This window comes from Acinetobacter sp. NIOH-H-8 (assembly GCF_046635365.1).
Lineage (GTDB): Bacteria > Pseudomonadota > Gammaproteobacteria > Pseudomonadales > Moraxellaceae > Acinetobacter.
This window is the reverse complement of sequence record NZ_JBHDVN010000025.1, coordinates 1-17,693: the sequence shown is the minus strand read 5'-3', so window position 1 is coordinate 17,693 and position 17,693 is coordinate 1. Positions and strand designations below refer to the sequence as shown.

The window sequence follows — 17,693 nt, the reverse complement described above, 5'->3', positions numbered from 1 at the left end:
TCACTGGCAATTTTTATATAACGCTTTGTGAGTTATTTCATGGGTTTTAATTGTGGTATTGTAGGCCTGCCTAACGTTGGTAAATCTACGCTTTTCAATGCATTAACTAAAGCTGCAATTGCTGCGGAAAACTTCCCATTCTGTACGATTGAACCAAACACCGGTATCGTGCCTGTACCAGATCCACGCTTGGATAAACTTGCTGAAATCGTAAAACCACAACGCGTGGTACCAACTACCATGGAATTCGTGGACATCGCGGGTCTGGTTGCTGGTGCATCTAAAGGCGAAGGTCTGGGTAACCAGTTCCTGGCGAATATCCGTGAAACTGATGCAATTGCTCATGTTGTTCGTTGTTTCGAAGATGAAAACGTGATTCACGTCAACGGTAAAATTGATCCGCTTGATGACATCGCAACGATTAACACTGAACTTGCTCTAGCTGACCTTGAAACTGTGACTAAAGCAGTGACTCGTCTGGCGAAGTCTGCAAAAGGTGGCGATAAAGAAGCTGTAGCCACTAAAGCCGTTCTTGAAAAAATCCTACCTTTGCTTGATGAAGGCAAACCTGCCCGTGCAGCAAATCTGGATGATGACGAACGTAAACTGGTACGTGGCTTTGGTCTGTTAACGCTTAAACCAACGATGTACATCGCTAACGTGGCAGAAGACGGTTTTGAAAATAACCCGCACCTCGATGCGGTACGTGAACTGGCAGCTGCTGAAAATGCAATCGTGGTTCCACTTTGCAACCAGATCGAAGCTGAAATTTCATTGCTTGAAGATGAAGACCGTGCCGAATTCCTGGAAGCAATGGATATGGAAGAGCCGGGTCTGAACGTGGTAATCCGCGCAGGCTATTCACTGCTAGGCTTGCAAACTTACTTTACTGCCGGTGTACAGGAAGTTCGTGCCTGGACGGTTAAAGTCGGTGCTACTGCGCCTCAAGCAGCGGGTGTCATTCACACTGACTTCGAAAAAGGCTTCATCCGCGCAGAATGTATTGCTTATGATGACTTCGTACAGTATAACGGCGAAGCTGGCGCTAAAGAAGCAGGTAAATGGCGTCTAGAAGGTAAAACCTATATCGTTCAGGACGGTGACGTTCTTCACTTCCGTTTCAACGTATAAGTTGAAGCCAAAGAAAAGCCCCGAATGATCGGGGCTTTTCTTTGGCTTCTTGCCATTTTCATACGCATCTTTACATTCTATTTATAAAAATCTCATCCCATAACATTAATGATAATAATTCTCATTGTATTTAATATAACTCAAGCGTATTTTAAAATTTAGTCGAAAATTCCACTCACTCAATCACGCTTAAGGACAATTAAAAATGAGCTATACCCTTCCCGAACTCCCTTATGCTTATGATGCATTGGAACCGCATATTGATGCTAAAACTATGGAAATCCACCATACCAAACATCATCAAACTTATATCAACAACATCAATGCAGGTATTGAAGGCACAGAATGGGAAGATCTTTCTGTGGAAGAACTGGTGAGCAAAGCCAATCAGGTACCTGAAGATTTGAAAAATAATGTGATTAATAATGGTGGTGGTCATGCCAATCATTCCCTGTTCTGGACAGTAATGAGTCCAGATGGTGGGGGCAATCCTCAAGGTGAAATTGCACAGGCGATCGACAAGGAGCTTGGCGGCTTTGAAGCCTTTAAAGAAGCTTTTACCAAAGCAGCCCTGACCCGTTTTGGTAGCGGATGGGCCTGGCTCAGCGTAGCACCTGATCAAACCATTATTGTAGAAAACAGTGCCAATCAGGACTCACCCCTCATGCATGGCAATACCCCGATTCTAGGTCTGGATGTCTGGGAACATGCGTACTATTTGAAATACCAGAACCGTCGTCCTGAATATATTGCCGCTTTCTTTAATGTGGTGAACTGGAAGGAAGTGAATCGCCGTTATCTGGAAGCACTTTCAACATAAATGAATACAGTAGGACGAAATCTCATGTCTTGGCACTCTTTACGTTTGCTCTGTGGTCTCAGTATTCTTTTGAGCGGAGCAGTGTTGTATCTAGAACGTCTGTTCATGTTGCTTTAAGACATGATCGTCTACTGTATGGGAAGCCTTATTCTGAGGCTTCTTTTAATTTTTGCTGTTTAAATTTTCTATAGGGAGATGGATTTAAAATTTAAGAACGCAATTCACAGACATTGACGCTATCAAAGCCATTGGTACATGGTGCCACTTCACACGCATGAGAAGCTTGTACTCCACTTACTAAAATAGTACTTAGACTTATCGCTAAAAACAATTTATTTAACATTTAAAATGACTCCAAAAATTAACTTTTATCTCTAAATCGCTTGATTATGAGTCAATTATAGGACTTTTTTAATGATTCAGGGCAATCTTTTTGATTTTAATTATTGTTTATTCATATAAATAGAATCGTTTTTTATAACAAAAAAGCGGAACCGAAGTCCCGCCTGAAGATTATAAAATCCGATTAAGACTGTTCAGCTACTGCATTACCTTTCTGCTTTGGATCAGTATTTCCCAGTTCAGGATGAGCAATAGCTCCCTGACATTGCTGTTTATCACGCTCATAGTCGGCCTGTTTCTGTGCCACACTACTGCTATTTTCAACGGTGCTACGTGCCCAGATTTCCAGACTGGTTAACGCCTTGCGACATAAGGCATATTTTCCTTCCGTCACTGAGTCAGTCATTTTCACATTAATGCGCCAGTCAGTACTCAATTTACGGGCCGGTTGACGTACCTGAGCATCTATCTGTTCCATTTCCTTGTTATAAACCAGCGGATCGACTTCATTCATGAATTGCCATGCAGCATTGGCATAAGTGGTCGCATCATTAGAGAGTTTAGGTGCCGCTTTAATTTCGGCTTTTGGCGCTTGACTGTCATTTCCACAAGCTTGAAGAAATAAGGTGCTGCCGATTAAAACACCGACCAGCATTGCACGTGTCTTGAACATCAACATATCAGAATCGCCAGTTAAACATTTCGGCACTATGCTAGTAAATTCGCGTACAATACACAATCTTGATTTAATCCCTGTTTTAACTCTCTCCCTCAAGGTGTTTTGTGTCTGACCACAATCCAGTAGCGATGCAACCTGCCGGTTTCTGGCAAGGTGCCAAAGATAGCCAGGCCATTATATTTACTTACCTTCCGGTCTCCTTTGCCTTTGGCGTTTCTGCCACCCAGTTCGGCTTTACTGCCTGGGAAGCCTTATTTCTGTCCTGCTCCATGTATGCCGGTGCCAGTCAGTTTTTAGTTGTAGCGTTACTTGGTAGCGGTACTTCGATCTGGATGACTGCATTGACCGTGATTGCCTTGGACATTCGTCATCTTTTATACGGCCCAGCTTTACAAAACCTGATTCAAGATCGTTTAAACCTGAAGAAAACCGCAGTCTGGGCTTGGGGTCTTACTGATGAAGTCTTTGCTTCAGGTATGATCAAGCTGTCACAACGGCGTCAGGAATGGTCAGAGTCGTGGATGCTCGGTCTGAGTCTATTTAGCTGGCTATCTTGGGCGACAGGTTCATTTTTAGGCGGCTTATTTGCTGATCAAGTCAGTCACCTGCCACAATTCTTGCAGGCGGCTTTAGATTTCCTGCTACCTGCCCTGTTCTTAAGTTTCTTACTGGCAGCCTTTGAAAAGAAACATTCCTTTGTGGTGACCATCACGATTATTGTCTCAGCGGTAGCCTGTTATTTTATCGATTTGTCCGCTGCGATCTTTATCGGCATCAGTTCCGGTATTTTGGCCGGCCTGTTCAAGCACTATGTGCTGAAAAAACCAGATCCTGAATATGCAGGAGATCAATCATGAATCTTGAAATTATCTTGGTCGGAATTATTGTCGGGATTGCCAATTTTGCCTCACGTTTTGGCCCTTTCTATGTAATTCAAAAATTTCAGCAGGGTTCGCAAAAACGTGGTGCGCTATGGCTGAAAATTGCTTTGGGTTCAATTGGGATTGCTGCTATCAGTTCCATGCTGGTTGTGGCGACCTTACCGCCCTTATTGGAAACGCCAGATAAAAGCTTTGCCATGCTGATCGGTTTTATTGTACTCGCTGGACTGTATTTCAAGTTTAAGAAAATTGTCATGGCGACCTTAACTGCAGCTTTAACTTATGGCCTGATCTATACCTATATCTCTGTACCTTTTTAAGCCTTTTAGAAAATTAAAAATCTCATTCAAGACTTATGCTAAATTAATTGCATAAGTCTTTTTTATATAAGAAAAAAAGTAAGGAAAATATTGGCATGTTCGAGCCAAAGCAAATAATTGAAGGTAAAATATTTATTCATTATCGACGTGATGAGATGTTAGCTATTTTTAGCCAATATGAATTACCCGGCTGCTATTTTGAATGCCTTATTAATACACAGAATTTTACTGGTCATTTTGTAGAAGTGGTTGCTGACCCGCAGATCATATCTGTGTCATTTATATTCAGAAGCATGGCAAAAATAAAATCATTGCCCTCTACAATCAGACTCAACAGGTAATCCATCTGCATCCCAAACAAATCATTTTTAGCCGATGGAGCCTGCTACATAAAGGCATTCCAAATCTCATTTATGTATTTTGCTTTAGTATAATTTTACTGTTTCTATTTTTTGCACTTGTCGCAGTGTCAAATCATCAATTCCACTTTTTCACTGTATTCTTAGATGCACTGCAATTTTCAGGATTTGGTTTATTGCTATGGATATTTGGTTTTATCTGTCCTTTTGTCATTCCCTTTTATGCCTTTAAGAGAATACAAAGTCTGAAACTTCTCTATCAACTTCAGCTCAATGACAAGCAAATTTTGAATATGGAAAAACTCAATCCGCAAAACCGGATTTATCATTTAAACCCGGTGAAAAATACAGTAAAGCGAACTGCCTGATTTCAGATGCAATTCTCTATAAACTTTTATAAATAAAACTGCTGGCCAATATCACAATTTTGTATGAAACTCGGCTTATCTCGGCATTGAGTTCTGTTATGCTAAAAGTCCATAAAATCAAGCATGGATAATACACATGAACGTGTCTATTGGTACTCCTCTTCAATCTTCAGCTTTTAAAGTTCTATTGCTAGGTTCAGGAGAACTAGGTAAGGAAGTGGTGATTTCCTTGCAACGTTTAGGTGTAGAAGTTCATGCTGCAGATCGTTATGCAGATGCTCCTGCCATGCAGGTGGCACATTTTTCTTATGCCTTAAATATGGCAGATGCAGCGGAACTCAAACAGCTTATTCAAAAAATTCAGCCGCATCTCATTGTTCCTGAAATTGAAGCGATTGCGACCGAAGTGCTGGTTGAAATTGAAGAACAGAATATTGCAACCGTAATTCCTTCAGCTAAAGCAGTTAACCTGACCATGAACCGTGAAGGCATTCGTCGTCTGGCGGCTGAAGAACTAGGCTTACCGACCTCTGCTTATCGCTTTGCCGATTCTCTGGAATCTTTCCGCGCAGCCTGTGATGACATTGGTTATCCAAACTTTGTGAAGCCGGTGATGTCTTCTTCAGGTAAAGGCCAATCTCGCGTGAAAAGTTTTGAAGAAGTCGATGCTGCCTGGGAATATGCGCAAACAGGTGGTCGAGTTAATCAGGGCAAAGTGATTGTCGAATCACAGATTGATTTCGATTTTGAAATTACCCTGCTTACTGTGCGGGCTAAGAATCCTCAAACTGGCGAAATCGAAACTTCTTACTGTGATCCGATTGGACATCGTCAGGACTCAGGCGACTATGTAGAAAGCTGGCAGCCTCAGCCAATGAGTCCCGCTGCTCTGGAAGAATCAAAACGTATCGCCAATAAAGTCACCACGGCATTGGGCGGTTGCGGCATTTTTGGTGTAGAACTCTTTGTCAAAGGCGACAAAGTATGGTTTAGTGAGGTTTCACCTCGCCCGCATGACACTGGTCTGGTCACTTTGGCTTCCCAGTTCCAGAGTGAATTTGAACTGCATGCCCGTGCTATTTTAGGCCTACCAGTCAATACAGCTCGTCATAGTGTAGCTGCCAGTGCCGTGATTTACGCAGGTGTCGATGATCGCAATCTTTCATTTTCTGGCCTGAATCTTGCTTTAGCCCATGCCGATACCGATTTACGCCTGTTTGGTAAACCTGAAGGCTTTAAACGCCGCCGTATGGGTGTCGCGACTGCGCGTGCAAAAAGCATTGAACAGGCTCGCGAGCTGGCTCAACAGGTTGCTGACCAAGTTAATGTTCATCAAAATTAAGTAAATACAACGGACCACTGTTCATGATCAATACCTCCCCGCTGCTGAATTACATTAAAAGTCACAATGACATCAAAGCGATCAATCAATGGCGTAGTGATGTAGAAAATCAGCTTCAGGAATGTTTTGAAAATGGACAGTCCATCCGTGACATCATTCAGGCCCGTTCCAACCTGATTGATGAGGCTCTGCAATTCCTGTGGAATCATGCTGAACTAGATCAGACTGATTTGGCGCTTTTCGCTGTTGGGGGTTATGGCCGCCGCGAAATGCTGCCATATTCAGATGTCGATATCATGATCCTGTCTGAAGATGATTTCACTCCAGAGCAGGAAAAGCTGATCTCCAGCTTTATTTCCTCTCTTTGGGATGTGGGCAATTTCAAACCGGGCATCAGTGTCCGTACTATCAATGAATGCGTCAATCAGGCCAGCAGCGACCTTACTGTAGCGACGTCCTTGATCGAGGCACGTCTGATTATTGGCAATGAAAATTTAACCAAGTGGCCACGCCGGATCGTGTCACAAACCTGGACCGATAAAACCTTTTTTGATGCGAAAATGGACGAGCAGCACAAACGCTATGCTCAGCACAATAATACTGAAAGCAATCTGGAACCGGATATTAAAAATGCACCGGGCGGTATCCGTGATATTAACCAGATTGGCTGGATTGCCAAACGTCATTTCCGTGTCAACCGTATTTATGACCTGGTGCATCTGGGCTTTATTTCAGAGTTTGAACTTGCCGTACTCGAAGAAGCTGAAAGCTTTCTCTGGGAAATTCGTCATCATTTACACCGCCTGACCAAGCGCGATGAAAACCGCCTGCTGTTTGATTATCAACGGGATATTGCAGCGATGTTTGGCTATACCCGTGAAGAAGGTCAGTCACCGAACTATCCAATCGAACAGTTCATGAAGCGCTATTACCGTAGCGCGCAGCAGGTTTCAACTCTGAATGAAATGCTGCTGGCTTATTTCAATGAATCAGTGATTACTCCACGTTTGCCCCAATATGAACGCCAGATTGAAGAAATCAATGAAAACTTTAAACTGGTCGATGGCAAGTTAGCAGTTCAACATCACAAGATTTTCTCGGAAAAGCCAAGTGCCATTCTGGAAATTTTCTATTTGCTGGCCAATCGTCCTGAAATTGAGGGCATTCGTGCTCGTACTTTACGTCTGCTTACCCTGGCAGCTAAACGTATTGATCAGGATTTCCGTGATAATGCGGTACACCAAGCCCTGTTTATGGCCATCATTCGTTCACCGCATCGCCTGTACGAAACGCTAGTTGCGATGAAACGTTATGGTGTTCTGGGCAAATATATTCCGGCTTTCGGACAGATTACCGGCTTGATGCAATATGACCTGTTCCATATCTATACCGTGGATGCACATACCCTGCTCTTGATCCGCAATCTGAACCGCTTCAAAGAACCCGAATTTGCCAAAGAATTCCCAGTGGTCAGCTCCGTGTTCCAGCGTCTGGCCCGTCGTGACATTGTTTATCTAGCGGCTATTTTCCATGACATTGCCAAAGGTCGTGGCGGTGATCATAGTGAGCTTGGTGCAGCCGATGCGATTCAGTTCTGCCGTACCCATGGCTTTACCGAACGTGAATGCAATCTGGTTGCCTGGCTGATTGAAAACCATTTGTCCATGTCGGTGACTTCACAGAAAAAAGACATTTCCGATCCGGATGTGGTCAAAGAATTTGCTGAAAAAATGGGCGATATGGAGCATCTGGATTATCTGTACACGCTGACAGTGGCAGATATTAATGCGACCAATCCAAAACTCTGGAATACCTGGCGTTCTTCTTTAATGCGTCAGCTTTATACTCATGCGCGTGACGTGATCCGTTCTGGCTTGGGCCGTCCGGTTGATTACCAGATGCTGATTGAAGATACCAAATTTGAAGCCAGTGAACGGTTGGTGGAACATTTCTCGCTTTATGATGTCGAAAAAGTCTGGCAGGAACTGGGCGATGACTACTTCCTGAAAGAATCTGCCGATGAAATCGCCTGGCATACCCGTGCTATTTTGGAACATGGCGATAATCCTGCACCATTGGTATTAATGCGTGCGCATCGTAAATATGCACAAGATGCCGTGCAGATCTTCATCTATACCCAAGATAAACCAAATCTGTTCGCCACCACGGTTGCTGTTCTGGACCGCATGAATCTGGACGTTCAGGATGCCCGGATTATTACCGCAACCAAAGCTTTCAGTTTGGATACCTATGTCGTCCTTGACCGTTTTGGCACGTTATTGACCGATCCGGAACGTGAGGCAACTGTCATTGAAGCCTTACAGGATGCCTTAAGTCATTCTGATGAATATCCAGGTCTGATGCAGCGCCGGATTCCGCGTCAGTTACGTCATTTTGATATTGAAAATACCGTCGATATCACCCTTAATGAAGCTTTAAACCAGAATATGGTTGAAATTGCGACACTTGACCATCCTGGTTTACTTGCGAAAATTGGCGGTTTATTTATGATGCAGGGTCTGGATATTCACTCTGCCAAAATTGCTACGCTTGGCGAACGTGCTGAAGATATTTTCTTTGTCACCAAAAAAGATGGCAGCCCAATGACCCAAACAGAGTCTGACAATTTTGCAGCGGCATTAAAAGCTGCTCTAGATGAGGCCTCACATCAGGTCAATGCTCAACACTAACACACTGCTCGGTAACACATTCATGAACTCTAGCTTGTCTTTATTGCATCCATATCCGTTTGAAAAGTTGAATAAACTTTTCGCGGATATCCAGCCTGCGAATATGCCATTGATTCCCCTTTCAATTGGTGAACCAAAGCATCCAGCACCCGAGTTCGTGAAACAGGCGATTATCGATAATTTCCAGCATCTATCGACTTATCCGAACAGCAAAGGCTTACCTGAATTACGAGAAAGCATTGCCAACTGGCTGACTCGTCGTTTTAAACTGAATAGCATCAGTGCAGACAGCAATGTATTGCCGGTTTCCGGTACCCGTGAAGCGATCTTCTCTTTTGTTCAGGCGCTGATTAATCGTGAAGATGCGCCTTATGTGGTGATGCCAAACCCTTTCTACCAGATTTATGAAGGTGCAACTCTGCTTGCAGGTGCAAAACCTTATTTCATTAACTGTACTGAAGAAAATGATTACTTAGGCGACTTTGATGCAGTTCCGGCTGAAGTCTGGGAAAAAACTGCCCTGTTATTTGTGTGTACACCGGGCAACCCAACAGGTGCTGTTCTTTCTAAAGAGCAGTTTAAAAAGCTGATTGCACTGTCAGACAAATATGATTTTGTCATTGCTTCTGATGAATGCTATTCAGAACTCTGGTTTGATGAAGCACCGACAGGTTTACTGGAAGTGTGTGCCGAGATTGGCCGAGATGACTATAAAAACTGTGTCGTTTTCCATTCTCTATCTAAACGCTCCAACCTGCCAGGCATGCGTTCAGGCTTTGTTGCAGGTGATGCCACTTTACTCAAACCTTATCTGCAATACCGTACTTATCACGGTGCAGCGATGCCGGTGCAACACCAGTTAGCATCAATTACCGCTTGGAATGATGAAGCCCATGTGGAAGAAAACCGGGTACAGTATCGTGCCAAGTTCGATCTGATCCAGAAAGAATTGGGGCACTTGCTTCCGCTGGAAAAACCGGATGCGGGTTTCTACTATTGGCTCAAAGTGGACAATGATGAAGCTTTTGCCAAAATGTTGATGGAAAAAGCGCATATCAAAGTATTACCAGGCCGTTACCTGTCTCGTGAAACTACACAAGGCAACCCGGGTGAAAATCATGTGCGTCTGGCATTGGTGGCTGATCTGGCACAATGTGAGCAGGTAATTCAGCGTTTAAAAGCGATTCTTTAATCTTCTAAGACCTAAACACAAATAAAAAAACCCACTTTCCAGAAGTGGGTTTTTTTATGGATATTGACTACACATTATTTTTTTATTTAACTTATTTTCTATTCATTAGAAATTAGACATTTCAAATAAACTTATAAAACCTTTTCAATTTCTGTTTCGAGATCTTCAGGTTTGGTGGTAGGTGCAAAACGGTTTAATACCTTGCCATCACGACCAATCAGGAATTTGGTAAAATTCCACTTAATACCATTTCCTAGAATTCCTTTAGAATTATTGGTCAAGTAACGGAAGATCGCATGCGCTTCTGGACCTTTAACATCTACCTTGGAAAACATTGGGAAAGAAACCCCATAATTTTTCTGGCAAAATTCCCCGATCTGTTCATTTGAACTCGGATCCTGTCCGCCAAACTGATTGCATGGAAAACCTAAAACTTCCAGTCCCTGCTCTTTATATTTCTGGTAAAGCTTTTCCAGACCTGCAAATTGTGGAGTGAAACCACATTTACTCGCGGTATTTACGATTAAAAGTACTTTTCCTTCATAATCTGCAAGCCGTTTGTTTTTCCCATCTAACAACTCAGCTTCAAACTGATAAATGCTGGTCATGGATAAGTTTCCTCGTCAGTTTTTTCTTGTGTTTGTAATTCTAAAGAGGCCGAGTTTACACAATAACGTAAGCCAGTCGGTTCCGGACCATCCGGGAAAACGTGTCCCAAATGTGCATCACAATGATGACAAACAATTTCTGTTCTCACCATACCATGTGAAGTATCAGGTAATTCTTCTACAACTGAGCTGCTCACAGGACGATAGAAGCTTGGCCAACCGCAACCGCTGTCATATTTAGTGGTTGAAGAAAACAGTGGTGTACCACAGCAACGGCAGACATAAGTCCCTTCCTGTTTTGTATTCCAGTACTTACCTGTGAATGCCGGTTCAGTTCCTTTTTCACGCGTAATGCGAAACTCTTCTGGTGATAACTCTCTTTGCCATTCCCGGTCTGTTTTATTGAGTTTTCCCATCACTAACTCCTTTAAATCTTTGACATTCAATGTCATGCTTCAGTACTTCCATATTTACGCTAGAGATGAAAAAATTTCTAGCGAAATTTCAGCATAGATTGTGATATTTGCGTAATCTATAGGTTTAACTTAAAAATTAATTGGATGGAATTATGTCCGGTATTGGTAACACCCCCCCTTGCGAGATCAAGAAATCGTCTAAGCTTGAGCATGTTTGCTACGACATTCGCGGACCAGTGTTACGAGCGGCCAACGAGATGGAAGAAGCCGGACATAAAATTATCAAACTGAATATCGGAAATCCCGCCCCATTCGGCTTTGAAGCCCCGCAAGAAATCATTAATGATGTTGCACTGAACCTGCCAAATGCGATTGGTTATACGGATTCCAAAGGGATTTTCCCGGCACGTAAAGCGATCTGCCAGTATTACCAGCAAAAAGGCATTCTGGATATGCACGTGAATGACGTGTATGTCGGCAATGGCGTATCAGAGCTGATCGTGATGGCGATGCAAGGCCTGCTGGATGACGGCGATGAAATGCTGATTCCAATGCCGGATTATCCATTATGGACTGCGGCAGTAAACCTATCTGGCGGTACAGCAATTCACTATAAATGTGATGAAGAAAATCACTGGTATCCAGATATCGCGGACATGGAAAGCAAAATTACGCCAAATACCCGCGGGATCGTAATTATTAACCCGAATAACCCGACCGGTTCGGTTTATCCGCGTCATGTATTACAGCAAATCGTGGATCTGGCGAAGAAATATGACCTGATCCTGTTTGCCGACGAAATCTATGACAAGATCGTTTACGATGGCATTGAACATGTGTCAGTAGCTTCGCTTGCAGGCAAGCAATTATGTGTATCGTTCAATGGTTTGTCTAAAGCCTATCGTATTGCCGGCTACCGCTCAGGCTGGATGGCGATTACCGGGGATAAATCACGTGCAATGGACTACATTGAAGGCCTGGATATGCTGGCTTCAATGCGTCTTTGCGCGAATCACCAAGCACAATATGCAATTCAGACTGCACTCGGTGGCTATCAATCTATTAATGACTTGATCCGCCCAGGTGGCCGTCTATATGAACAGCGTAATATTGCCTGGGAAATGCTAAACGAGATTCCAGGTGTATCTTGTGTGAAACCTGAAGGTGCGATGTACTGTTTCCCTCGTCTTGATCCGGAAATCTATCCGGTTGAGGATGACGAAAAACTAATGCTTGATCTGTTACGTGCCGAGAAAGTTCTATTGGTTCAAGGTACTGGCTTCAACTGGCCAACACCGGATCACTTCCGTGTGGTATTCCTGCCAGCAGAAAACGAACTGCGTGAAGCGATTACCCGTTTAGGCCGTTTCCTGGCTAAAATGCGCTAATTTATAAAAGATAAATAAAAAAACCGCATTCATGAATGCGGTTTTTTTATTGTCTAAAAAGTTCCGCGATAAGCTTTACAGACATCTAAAATAGAAGCACGCTGTTAATCCAGAATTTTTCTTCTTAATAAAATCTATTCAGCCTTTTCTCCTTTAGCTTGATGATTCATGCTATTTTTTAAACAAATATAAAAATCCAAGAGTACATGGATGTCCTCAAATACAGTCAAGCTTAGTCTTTTTCTCTGCCTGAGCATGTGCTTAGGCATCGGCATTCTGCGTTTTTCCTATACCGCATTGTTACCTGGTACACGTGAAGCCTTTGCCTGGAGCGCAAGTTTTGCCAGTCTTTTGGGTAGTGCCAATCTGCTGGGTTACTTAATCGGTGCTTTGGCAGCGATGCGCTTGTCCCAAGATCGAAGCATGAGTACCTATATCCAGCTTGCTGCAATAGCTGGAATGCTTAGCCTATTCTGTTGCGCTTTTTCAGGATTTCCTGAAATCTGGTATATCAGCTGGCGCGTGATTTCCGGTATTAGTGGTGGCCTGCTCATGATTTTGTCACCAAGTGTCGTGGCTCAGTGCTGTGATTTAAAAGACCGTTTTAAAATCAATTTTGTTGGTTTTAGCGGGATTGGCTTAGGGGTTTTACTGGCTACCCTGTTTTTGCCTTATCTTGACCAAATTTCCATGCGTACGGCCTGGCTGATCTTATGTGGGTTTGCCCTGATGATTTGTATCTGCTTAAGCCTACTGATACAACAATTTAAACCCTATCTAGCTAAACAATCTGTTTCTCATCCTGATCAAGTCCCTTTAAATACAGTCTTTTATAGTTTGCTGGTGGTTTATGCCTGTAGTGCATTTGCCTATATTCCGCATTCCCTATTCTGGATTGACTATCTCAGCCATGAACTAGGATTAAGCTTATTCTGGATTAACTTTAACTGGATTCTATATGGCTTAGGCAGTGCCTTAGGAGCTTTCTCTGCCTATATTCTGGCAAGAAAATTTGGCAATTTTACTGCCTTGAAAATTCTTTATAGTGTATATATTCTGGCAATTTTTATCGCGACTCTAAATGCTAATCCATTCCTGACTTTTAGTTCTTCTTTTTTTACCGGAATGTTGAATCCCGCTGTGGTTTTCCTTACCTCTTATACCATTTTACAACTGTATGGACTGGCCTATAAAAAGCTTTGGAGCATTGCGACTCTATGTTTTGCCTCTGTTCAGCTGATTGGAGGATTGAGTTTTAGTGCCCTGCAATATCTTGGATTAAACTACCATCAACAGTTTATGCTGGCAGCTTTAGTTTTATTAGCCGGAACTTTGCAATTGGTCTGGAATACACGTTCTTCCAAATATAAGACAGATGAGCAACCAGTTTCTGTTCAAGAAGAAAAATTTTAAATAAAGATTAAAATCGGTCAATAACCCAAATCCCAAGGGATAAAACCACGTCATTAAACGTGGTTTTATTCCATTTAATCTTTCTTCAAATCTTTAAGCGGGTTACCAAACTGCTTTAGATATTCAACGCCCAATTGCCGTGAACCTTGATCATTAAGATGATTGTCATCTTTAAAACGATACAAAGGCACATTATTCAGCATCGTTTTACAAGCCTGCTGATCACAGATGACTTTGGTTGGATCAATAATTTTCAATTGTGGATATTTCAGTTTTGCTTCTGCCAGAATCTGATTAAATGGCTTTAAATGAACGTTATAACTTTTTCGGGAAATTGTACATGCAGCGTTCCGATGAAGAATCTCATTACGAATATTACAATCAGAAGGAATATTCTCCCAATCAAGGCGTGGTACATCATTAATTAGAACTACCTGATCACTAGATTGATGGGCAATTTCTAAGGCCTTCATCAAGCCTGCTTTAAATATCTCTTCCTCAGTATGATGAGCACTATCTTTAAGTTTTACATCATCACCAAAATACGGTGCATAAGAACCTGCCAGTATAATCATTGGATAATGGGTTTCTTTAAGATGCGCAGTAATAGCATCATTACGTTTTTGGAATTTGGTCAGTTCTTTCCATTGATTCAGCTTTAACTCAAATCGCTGCACACCTGGCAGATAAAAGGTCGAACTTTGCGTTGCATCATAACCGCGTAAATTGGCGTCCTTTGCCCATTCATCTAGCATTGCAGTATAGGCATTGGCATGCGAATCGCCAATCAACAGGAAATCAATATCTTCTTTAGATTGTCCTAAGATACAATCTTGAGCACTGGGCAAAACATTTGGATCCGCAGTATCCATGCAGTTACTACGAATCACATGTGCATACGTATGTAATGCTTCCTGTTTGTCATGCACCGATTTTGGAAAACGCTCCGGGAAACCTTCATGTGTTTTGATGGTTTGGGCGATCGCAATAAAACTGGCTGCAGGCAACAGAAACCCAAGAATAATCACTTTATAATTTGCAGCCATCACAAAGCGTTTCAGGGGTGTTTCAGCCAGTTTATAAGTCAGAAATGCACATATAAGTGATAGGAAAACAATAATAATCTGATTTTCCAGATTCAAGGGCAGCATATAAATGCCAAAGAACACGATTATCGGCCAGTGCCATAGATACAGAGGATATGAAATTTTACCAATCCATGTACTAAGACGATTACTCAATAATAAATTACTTGAAGATATGGATTGCCCCAAATAAATAATCAGTGCCGTTGCAATACATGGGATCAATGCCATCAGTCTTGGGAATGGGGTTTGCTGATCAAAATAAATTGCAGTTGCAAATAGAACACTTACTCCAGCCCAGACCAATCCCTGTAATAGTTTTTTTGGCAGATTCAGTTTTGGCAAGCAGCTAATCAATGCACCAATCAACAACTCAAATGCTCGTACCGGCATACTATAATAAGCTTTGGCCGGATTATGAGTCAGTTGCTGCTGGGCGTATATAACTAAAGCGACAATGAATACACTAATGACAACCCAAAGATATTTACGCGAGGTCTTACTCAAGAATAGCCATAGCAAGAGCGGCCAGAAAATATAAAACTGCTCTTCTACGCCCAATGACCATAAATGTAATAACGGCACATTTTCTACATTCGGGCTGAAATAATCTCCTACCTCATTCCGCATATACAGATTGGCAATAAGCACAGTCGCATACATGACGCTTTTAAAATATTCCGTCAGCTCACCCGGCAACATCACCTGCCAGGCAATTAGGCTGACAATTGCCAGTACAGTAAAATATGCAGGTGCCAGACGGATCACACGTTTCTTATAAAACCGTGCAATTGAAAATTGCTGCAACTCAATATCGCGCGTCAGAATGGTCGTAATGAGATAACCGGAAATGACAAAGAAAATATCAACACCAATATAGCCGCCAGAAAATAATGACCAGCCGAGATGATTGAAAATGACCAATGATACTGCAATAGCTCTCAGGCCATCGATATCTGGTCGATAAGCAAAACTCATAAAAACAGGAAAAGCGGGAGATACGCTATTTTATGCTTTTCAATCTTTAGATGGCGATCTTTTACATTTTTTTTTACATTCACCTGCGCTTATTCCAATTCTTCTACCTTTAAATAAGGATAAGGATTAGTCGCACCTTCTCCACTGAGATAAATCCCATAATGCAAATGTGGTGGTGTATTTTTCGCATTACCGGTATTACCGACATAGGCAATGATTTCACCTGCTTCTACCCAGTCTCCTTCCTGAATATGTTCAGCATAATCCTCCAGATGTGCATAATAATGTTGGCTTAAATTCGGACCAGTAATCCAGATAACTTTACCTCCTAAATTATTGGTTCCAATCTTGCGGACGATCCCTTGGGTCGCACTGACTACCGGTGTACCTCGTTGAGCAAAAATATCGGTTCCTTCGTGTTTACGTCCCTCACTGCGCGCTCCACCCCAAGTATCCTGAATCTGGCGAGGTTTTACTCCTTGTACAGGAATTTCTACCGGTCTAATCAGCTCAGATTTTTTTAATTGCCAGTACAGATACGGGCTTTTCCAGCCCGCTGGCTCACCTGATGGCGGTGGCTGACAGGCAGTAAGTAATATACTTAAGGAAAATATTAAAAGCAGGATTTTGGGAATTTTCACAATAGCTCGCATTGCCGTTTAATGAGTGGTTCGTTTTATCTTAAGGAATACAGAAAAATTTAAAGTCAAAATCCTGTTATTTTTAGTGATGTTTTTTCCAGATTATTTGTCGGAAACAGTCTTAAAAATAACAAAACCCTCAGCTGAGGGTTTTGTTGAATCAAGTCTAAATTTTATTTACGCTTTTTCGCACGGGATGGTTTAGAGGGTTGCTGCTGTTGCTGTTGTTGCTCTTCATTTTGAGCACTGTCCTTTTTATCCTTTTGCTGAACCTGCTTATGTTTTGCTCTTGATTTAGCCATAGCATAAACTCCTTTGGAGAACTGTCTCTATCACTGGAAGTTGCATTAATCACTCTAACCTTTATATAAAATAAGCCAATCGCTGAGCTGTATCTAAATACGTCAATGTAAAAGCATCTTTATTAAGTGATTCAATTCTGACTAGATCTTCTTCCGAGGTATTTACATCGCTTACATAGCGTTGCATGTTGATACCTGTTTTAACTCTGAGTATAAATATGGTTTTCTGAATGAAACCCTTCAAAAAAACTAACAATAGATACGGGTCTAACGTGATGATCCAAATTTAATTTTGGTGTATTCACCTTCATAATAATTGCCAGTGCAGACTCAGATCAACACAATAATAGTGTATTTGGTATAAGAGGCTATAAAAATGTAGGCCATAGTTTTCGCAGTCAAGGAATAACTGGATGATCAGGTAGATTGAATATTAGATCTGTATTCAGAGTCATCTTGCCACTATTTTCAAGTTTAACAATTTATTAATTTCCGATTGTGCTACTACTTGCATAGAATCTGCTAAGGTTCAAATTTCTTAGCTCTATAATATTTTTTATTATTCCTATTTGAACTATTTTTTAATCCACATTATTTTATTCAATAAATGGTTAGGGTCTGTTGACACTTACTGTTCATAATTAACCCTATAACGGTAGCCATAAAAATATACAGGCTAAGGCAACAGAACTTTGATAATTTCTTTTGAGCTTGTCATATCGAGTAGCTATTCCTCTA

The 17,693-nt window shown here is 41.9% G+C and carries 17 protein-coding genes and 1 pseudogene; 11 read left to right on the top strand and 7 right to left on the bottom strand.

Annotation, left to right across the window (positions count from 1 at the left end):
- The first annotated feature begins 39 nt into the window (after positions 1 to 39).
- Positions 40 to 1,131, top strand: a complete 1,092-nt coding sequence (gene ychF, locus ACEWB7_RS10760) for a redox-regulated ATPase YchF (protein WP_005236355.1) — start codon at positions 40 to 42, stop codon at positions 1,129 to 1,131.
- A gap of 205 nt (positions 1,132 to 1,336) precedes the next feature.
- Complete coding sequence (locus ACEWB7_RS10755) at positions 1,337 to 1,951, top strand: superoxide dismutase (protein WP_180138725.1); 615 nt, start codon at positions 1,337 to 1,339, stop codon at positions 1,949 to 1,951.
- 526 nt (positions 1,952 to 2,477) lie between these two features.
- Here ACEWB7_RS10755 and ACEWB7_RS10750 read toward each other — a convergent pair.
- Positions 2,478 to 2,972: a hypothetical protein gene (locus ACEWB7_RS10750; protein WP_159123256.1), complete on the bottom strand. Its 495-nt coding sequence runs from the start codon at positions 2,970 to 2,972 to the stop codon at positions 2,478 to 2,480.
- 128 nt (positions 2,973 to 3,100) lie between these two features.
- On the opposite strand from ACEWB7_RS10750, the gene ACEWB7_RS10745 reads away from it, so the two are divergent.
- The 7 genes from ACEWB7_RS10745 (at position 3,101) to dapC (ending at position 10,124) form a co-directional block, all read left to right on the top strand.
- The gene (locus tag ACEWB7_RS10745; RefSeq protein WP_312310007.1) at positions 3,101 to 3,829 is read left to right on the top strand and encodes an AzlC family ABC transporter permease; all 729 of its coding nucleotides are present in this window, start codon (positions 3,101 to 3,103) and stop codon (positions 3,827 to 3,829) included.
- Positions 3,826 to 4,173, top strand: a complete 348-nt coding sequence (gene ygaH / locus ACEWB7_RS10740; protein WP_159123254.1) for an L-valine transporter subunit YgaH — start codon at positions 3,826 to 3,828, stop codon at positions 4,171 to 4,173. The genes ACEWB7_RS10745 and ygaH overlap by 4 nt, the downstream gene beginning before the upstream one ends.
- A gap of 95 nt (positions 4,174 to 4,268) precedes the next feature.
- Positions 4,269 to 4,514, top strand: coding sequence for a hypothetical protein (locus tag ACEWB7_RS10735; protein WP_411580746.1), 246 nt, complete (start codon positions 4,269 to 4,271; stop codon positions 4,512 to 4,514).
- Between the two features lie 125 nt (positions 4,515 to 4,639).
- Positions 4,640 to 4,900 carry a hypothetical protein gene (locus tag ACEWB7_RS10730; RefSeq protein ID WP_411580745.1) on the top strand — a complete coding sequence of 87 codons (261 nt, stop codon included), beginning with the start codon at positions 4,640 to 4,642 and terminating at the stop codon, positions 4,898 to 4,900.
- A gap of 127 nt (positions 4,901 to 5,027) precedes the next feature.
- Positions 5,028 to 6,242 carry a formate-dependent phosphoribosylglycinamide formyltransferase gene (gene purT / locus ACEWB7_RS10725; RefSeq protein ID WP_312310008.1) on the top strand — a complete coding sequence of 405 codons (1,215 nt, stop codon included), beginning with the start codon at positions 5,028 to 5,030 and terminating at the stop codon, positions 6,240 to 6,242.
- 23 nt (positions 6,243 to 6,265) lie between these two features.
- Positions 6,266 to 8,932 carry a [protein-PII] uridylyltransferase gene (gene glnD, locus ACEWB7_RS10720; RefSeq protein ID WP_312318613.1) on the top strand — a complete coding sequence of 889 codons (2,667 nt, stop codon included), beginning with the start codon at positions 6,266 to 6,268 and terminating at the stop codon, positions 8,930 to 8,932.
- Positions 8,933 to 8,954: 22 nt separating this feature from the next.
- A complete protein-coding gene (dapC, locus tag ACEWB7_RS10715) occupies positions 8,955 to 10,124 on the top strand; it encodes a succinyldiaminopimelate transaminase (RefSeq protein ID WP_411580744.1) in 1,170 nt (389 codons plus the stop codon).
- 131 nt (positions 10,125 to 10,255) lie between these two features.
- Here the strand turns inward: dapC and ACEWB7_RS10710 are convergent, their stop codons facing one another.
- Together ACEWB7_RS10710 and msrB are read right to left on the bottom strand one after the other, a co-directional pair.
- Positions 10,256 to 10,732: a glutathione peroxidase gene (locus ACEWB7_RS10710; RefSeq protein ID WP_312310001.1), complete on the bottom strand. Its 477-nt coding sequence runs from the start codon at positions 10,730 to 10,732 to the stop codon at positions 10,256 to 10,258.
- Positions 10,729 to 11,148 carry a peptide-methionine (R)-S-oxide reductase MsrB gene (gene msrB, locus ACEWB7_RS10705; protein WP_004784131.1) on the bottom strand — a complete coding sequence of 140 codons (420 nt, stop codon included), beginning with the start codon at positions 11,146 to 11,148 and terminating at the stop codon, positions 10,729 to 10,731. Before msrB ends, ACEWB7_RS10710 begins: the two co-directional genes overlap by 4 nt.
- 152 nt (positions 11,149 to 11,300) lie before the next feature.
- Here msrB and ACEWB7_RS10700 point away from each other — a divergent pair, with 152 nt between their 5' ends.
- Both ACEWB7_RS10700 and ACEWB7_RS10695 read left to right on the top strand, forming a co-directional pair.
- The gene (locus tag ACEWB7_RS10700) at positions 11,301 to 12,536 is read left to right on the top strand and encodes a pyridoxal phosphate-dependent aminotransferase (RefSeq protein WP_411580742.1); all 1,236 of its coding nucleotides are present in this window, start codon (positions 11,301 to 11,303) and stop codon (positions 12,534 to 12,536) included.
- A 210-nt stretch (positions 12,537 to 12,746) separates the two neighbouring features.
- Positions 12,747 to 13,949: a YbfB/YjiJ family MFS transporter gene (locus ACEWB7_RS10695; RefSeq protein WP_312310004.1), complete on the top strand. Its 1,203-nt coding sequence runs from the start codon at positions 12,747 to 12,749 to the stop codon at positions 13,947 to 13,949.
- A 74-nt stretch (positions 13,950 to 14,023) separates the two neighbouring features.
- Here ACEWB7_RS10695 and ACEWB7_RS10690 read toward each other — a convergent pair whose 3' ends face one another.
- The 4 genes and pseudogenes from ACEWB7_RS10690 to ACEWB7_RS10675 all read right to left on the bottom strand — a co-directional run.
- On the bottom strand, positions 14,024 to 16,012 hold the full coding sequence (locus tag ACEWB7_RS10690; RefSeq protein WP_411580741.1) for an acyltransferase family protein: 1,989 nt from the start codon (positions 16,010 to 16,012) through the stop codon (positions 14,024 to 14,026).
- An 89-nt stretch (positions 16,013 to 16,101) separates the two neighbouring features.
- Complete coding sequence (locus ACEWB7_RS10685) at positions 16,102 to 16,665, bottom strand: M23 family metallopeptidase (RefSeq protein ID WP_179993073.1); 564 nt, start codon at positions 16,663 to 16,665, stop codon at positions 16,102 to 16,104.
- A 161-nt stretch (positions 16,666 to 16,826) separates the two neighbouring features.
- Positions 16,827 to 16,955: a hypothetical protein gene (locus ACEWB7_RS10680; protein ID WP_004784138.1), complete on the bottom strand. Its 129-nt coding sequence runs from the start codon at positions 16,953 to 16,955 to the stop codon at positions 16,827 to 16,829.
- 628 nt (positions 16,956 to 17,583) lie between these two features.
- Positions 17,584 to 17,693 (bottom strand): annotated as a pseudogene (locus ACEWB7_RS10675) (IS5/IS1182 family transposase); the annotation flags it as partial.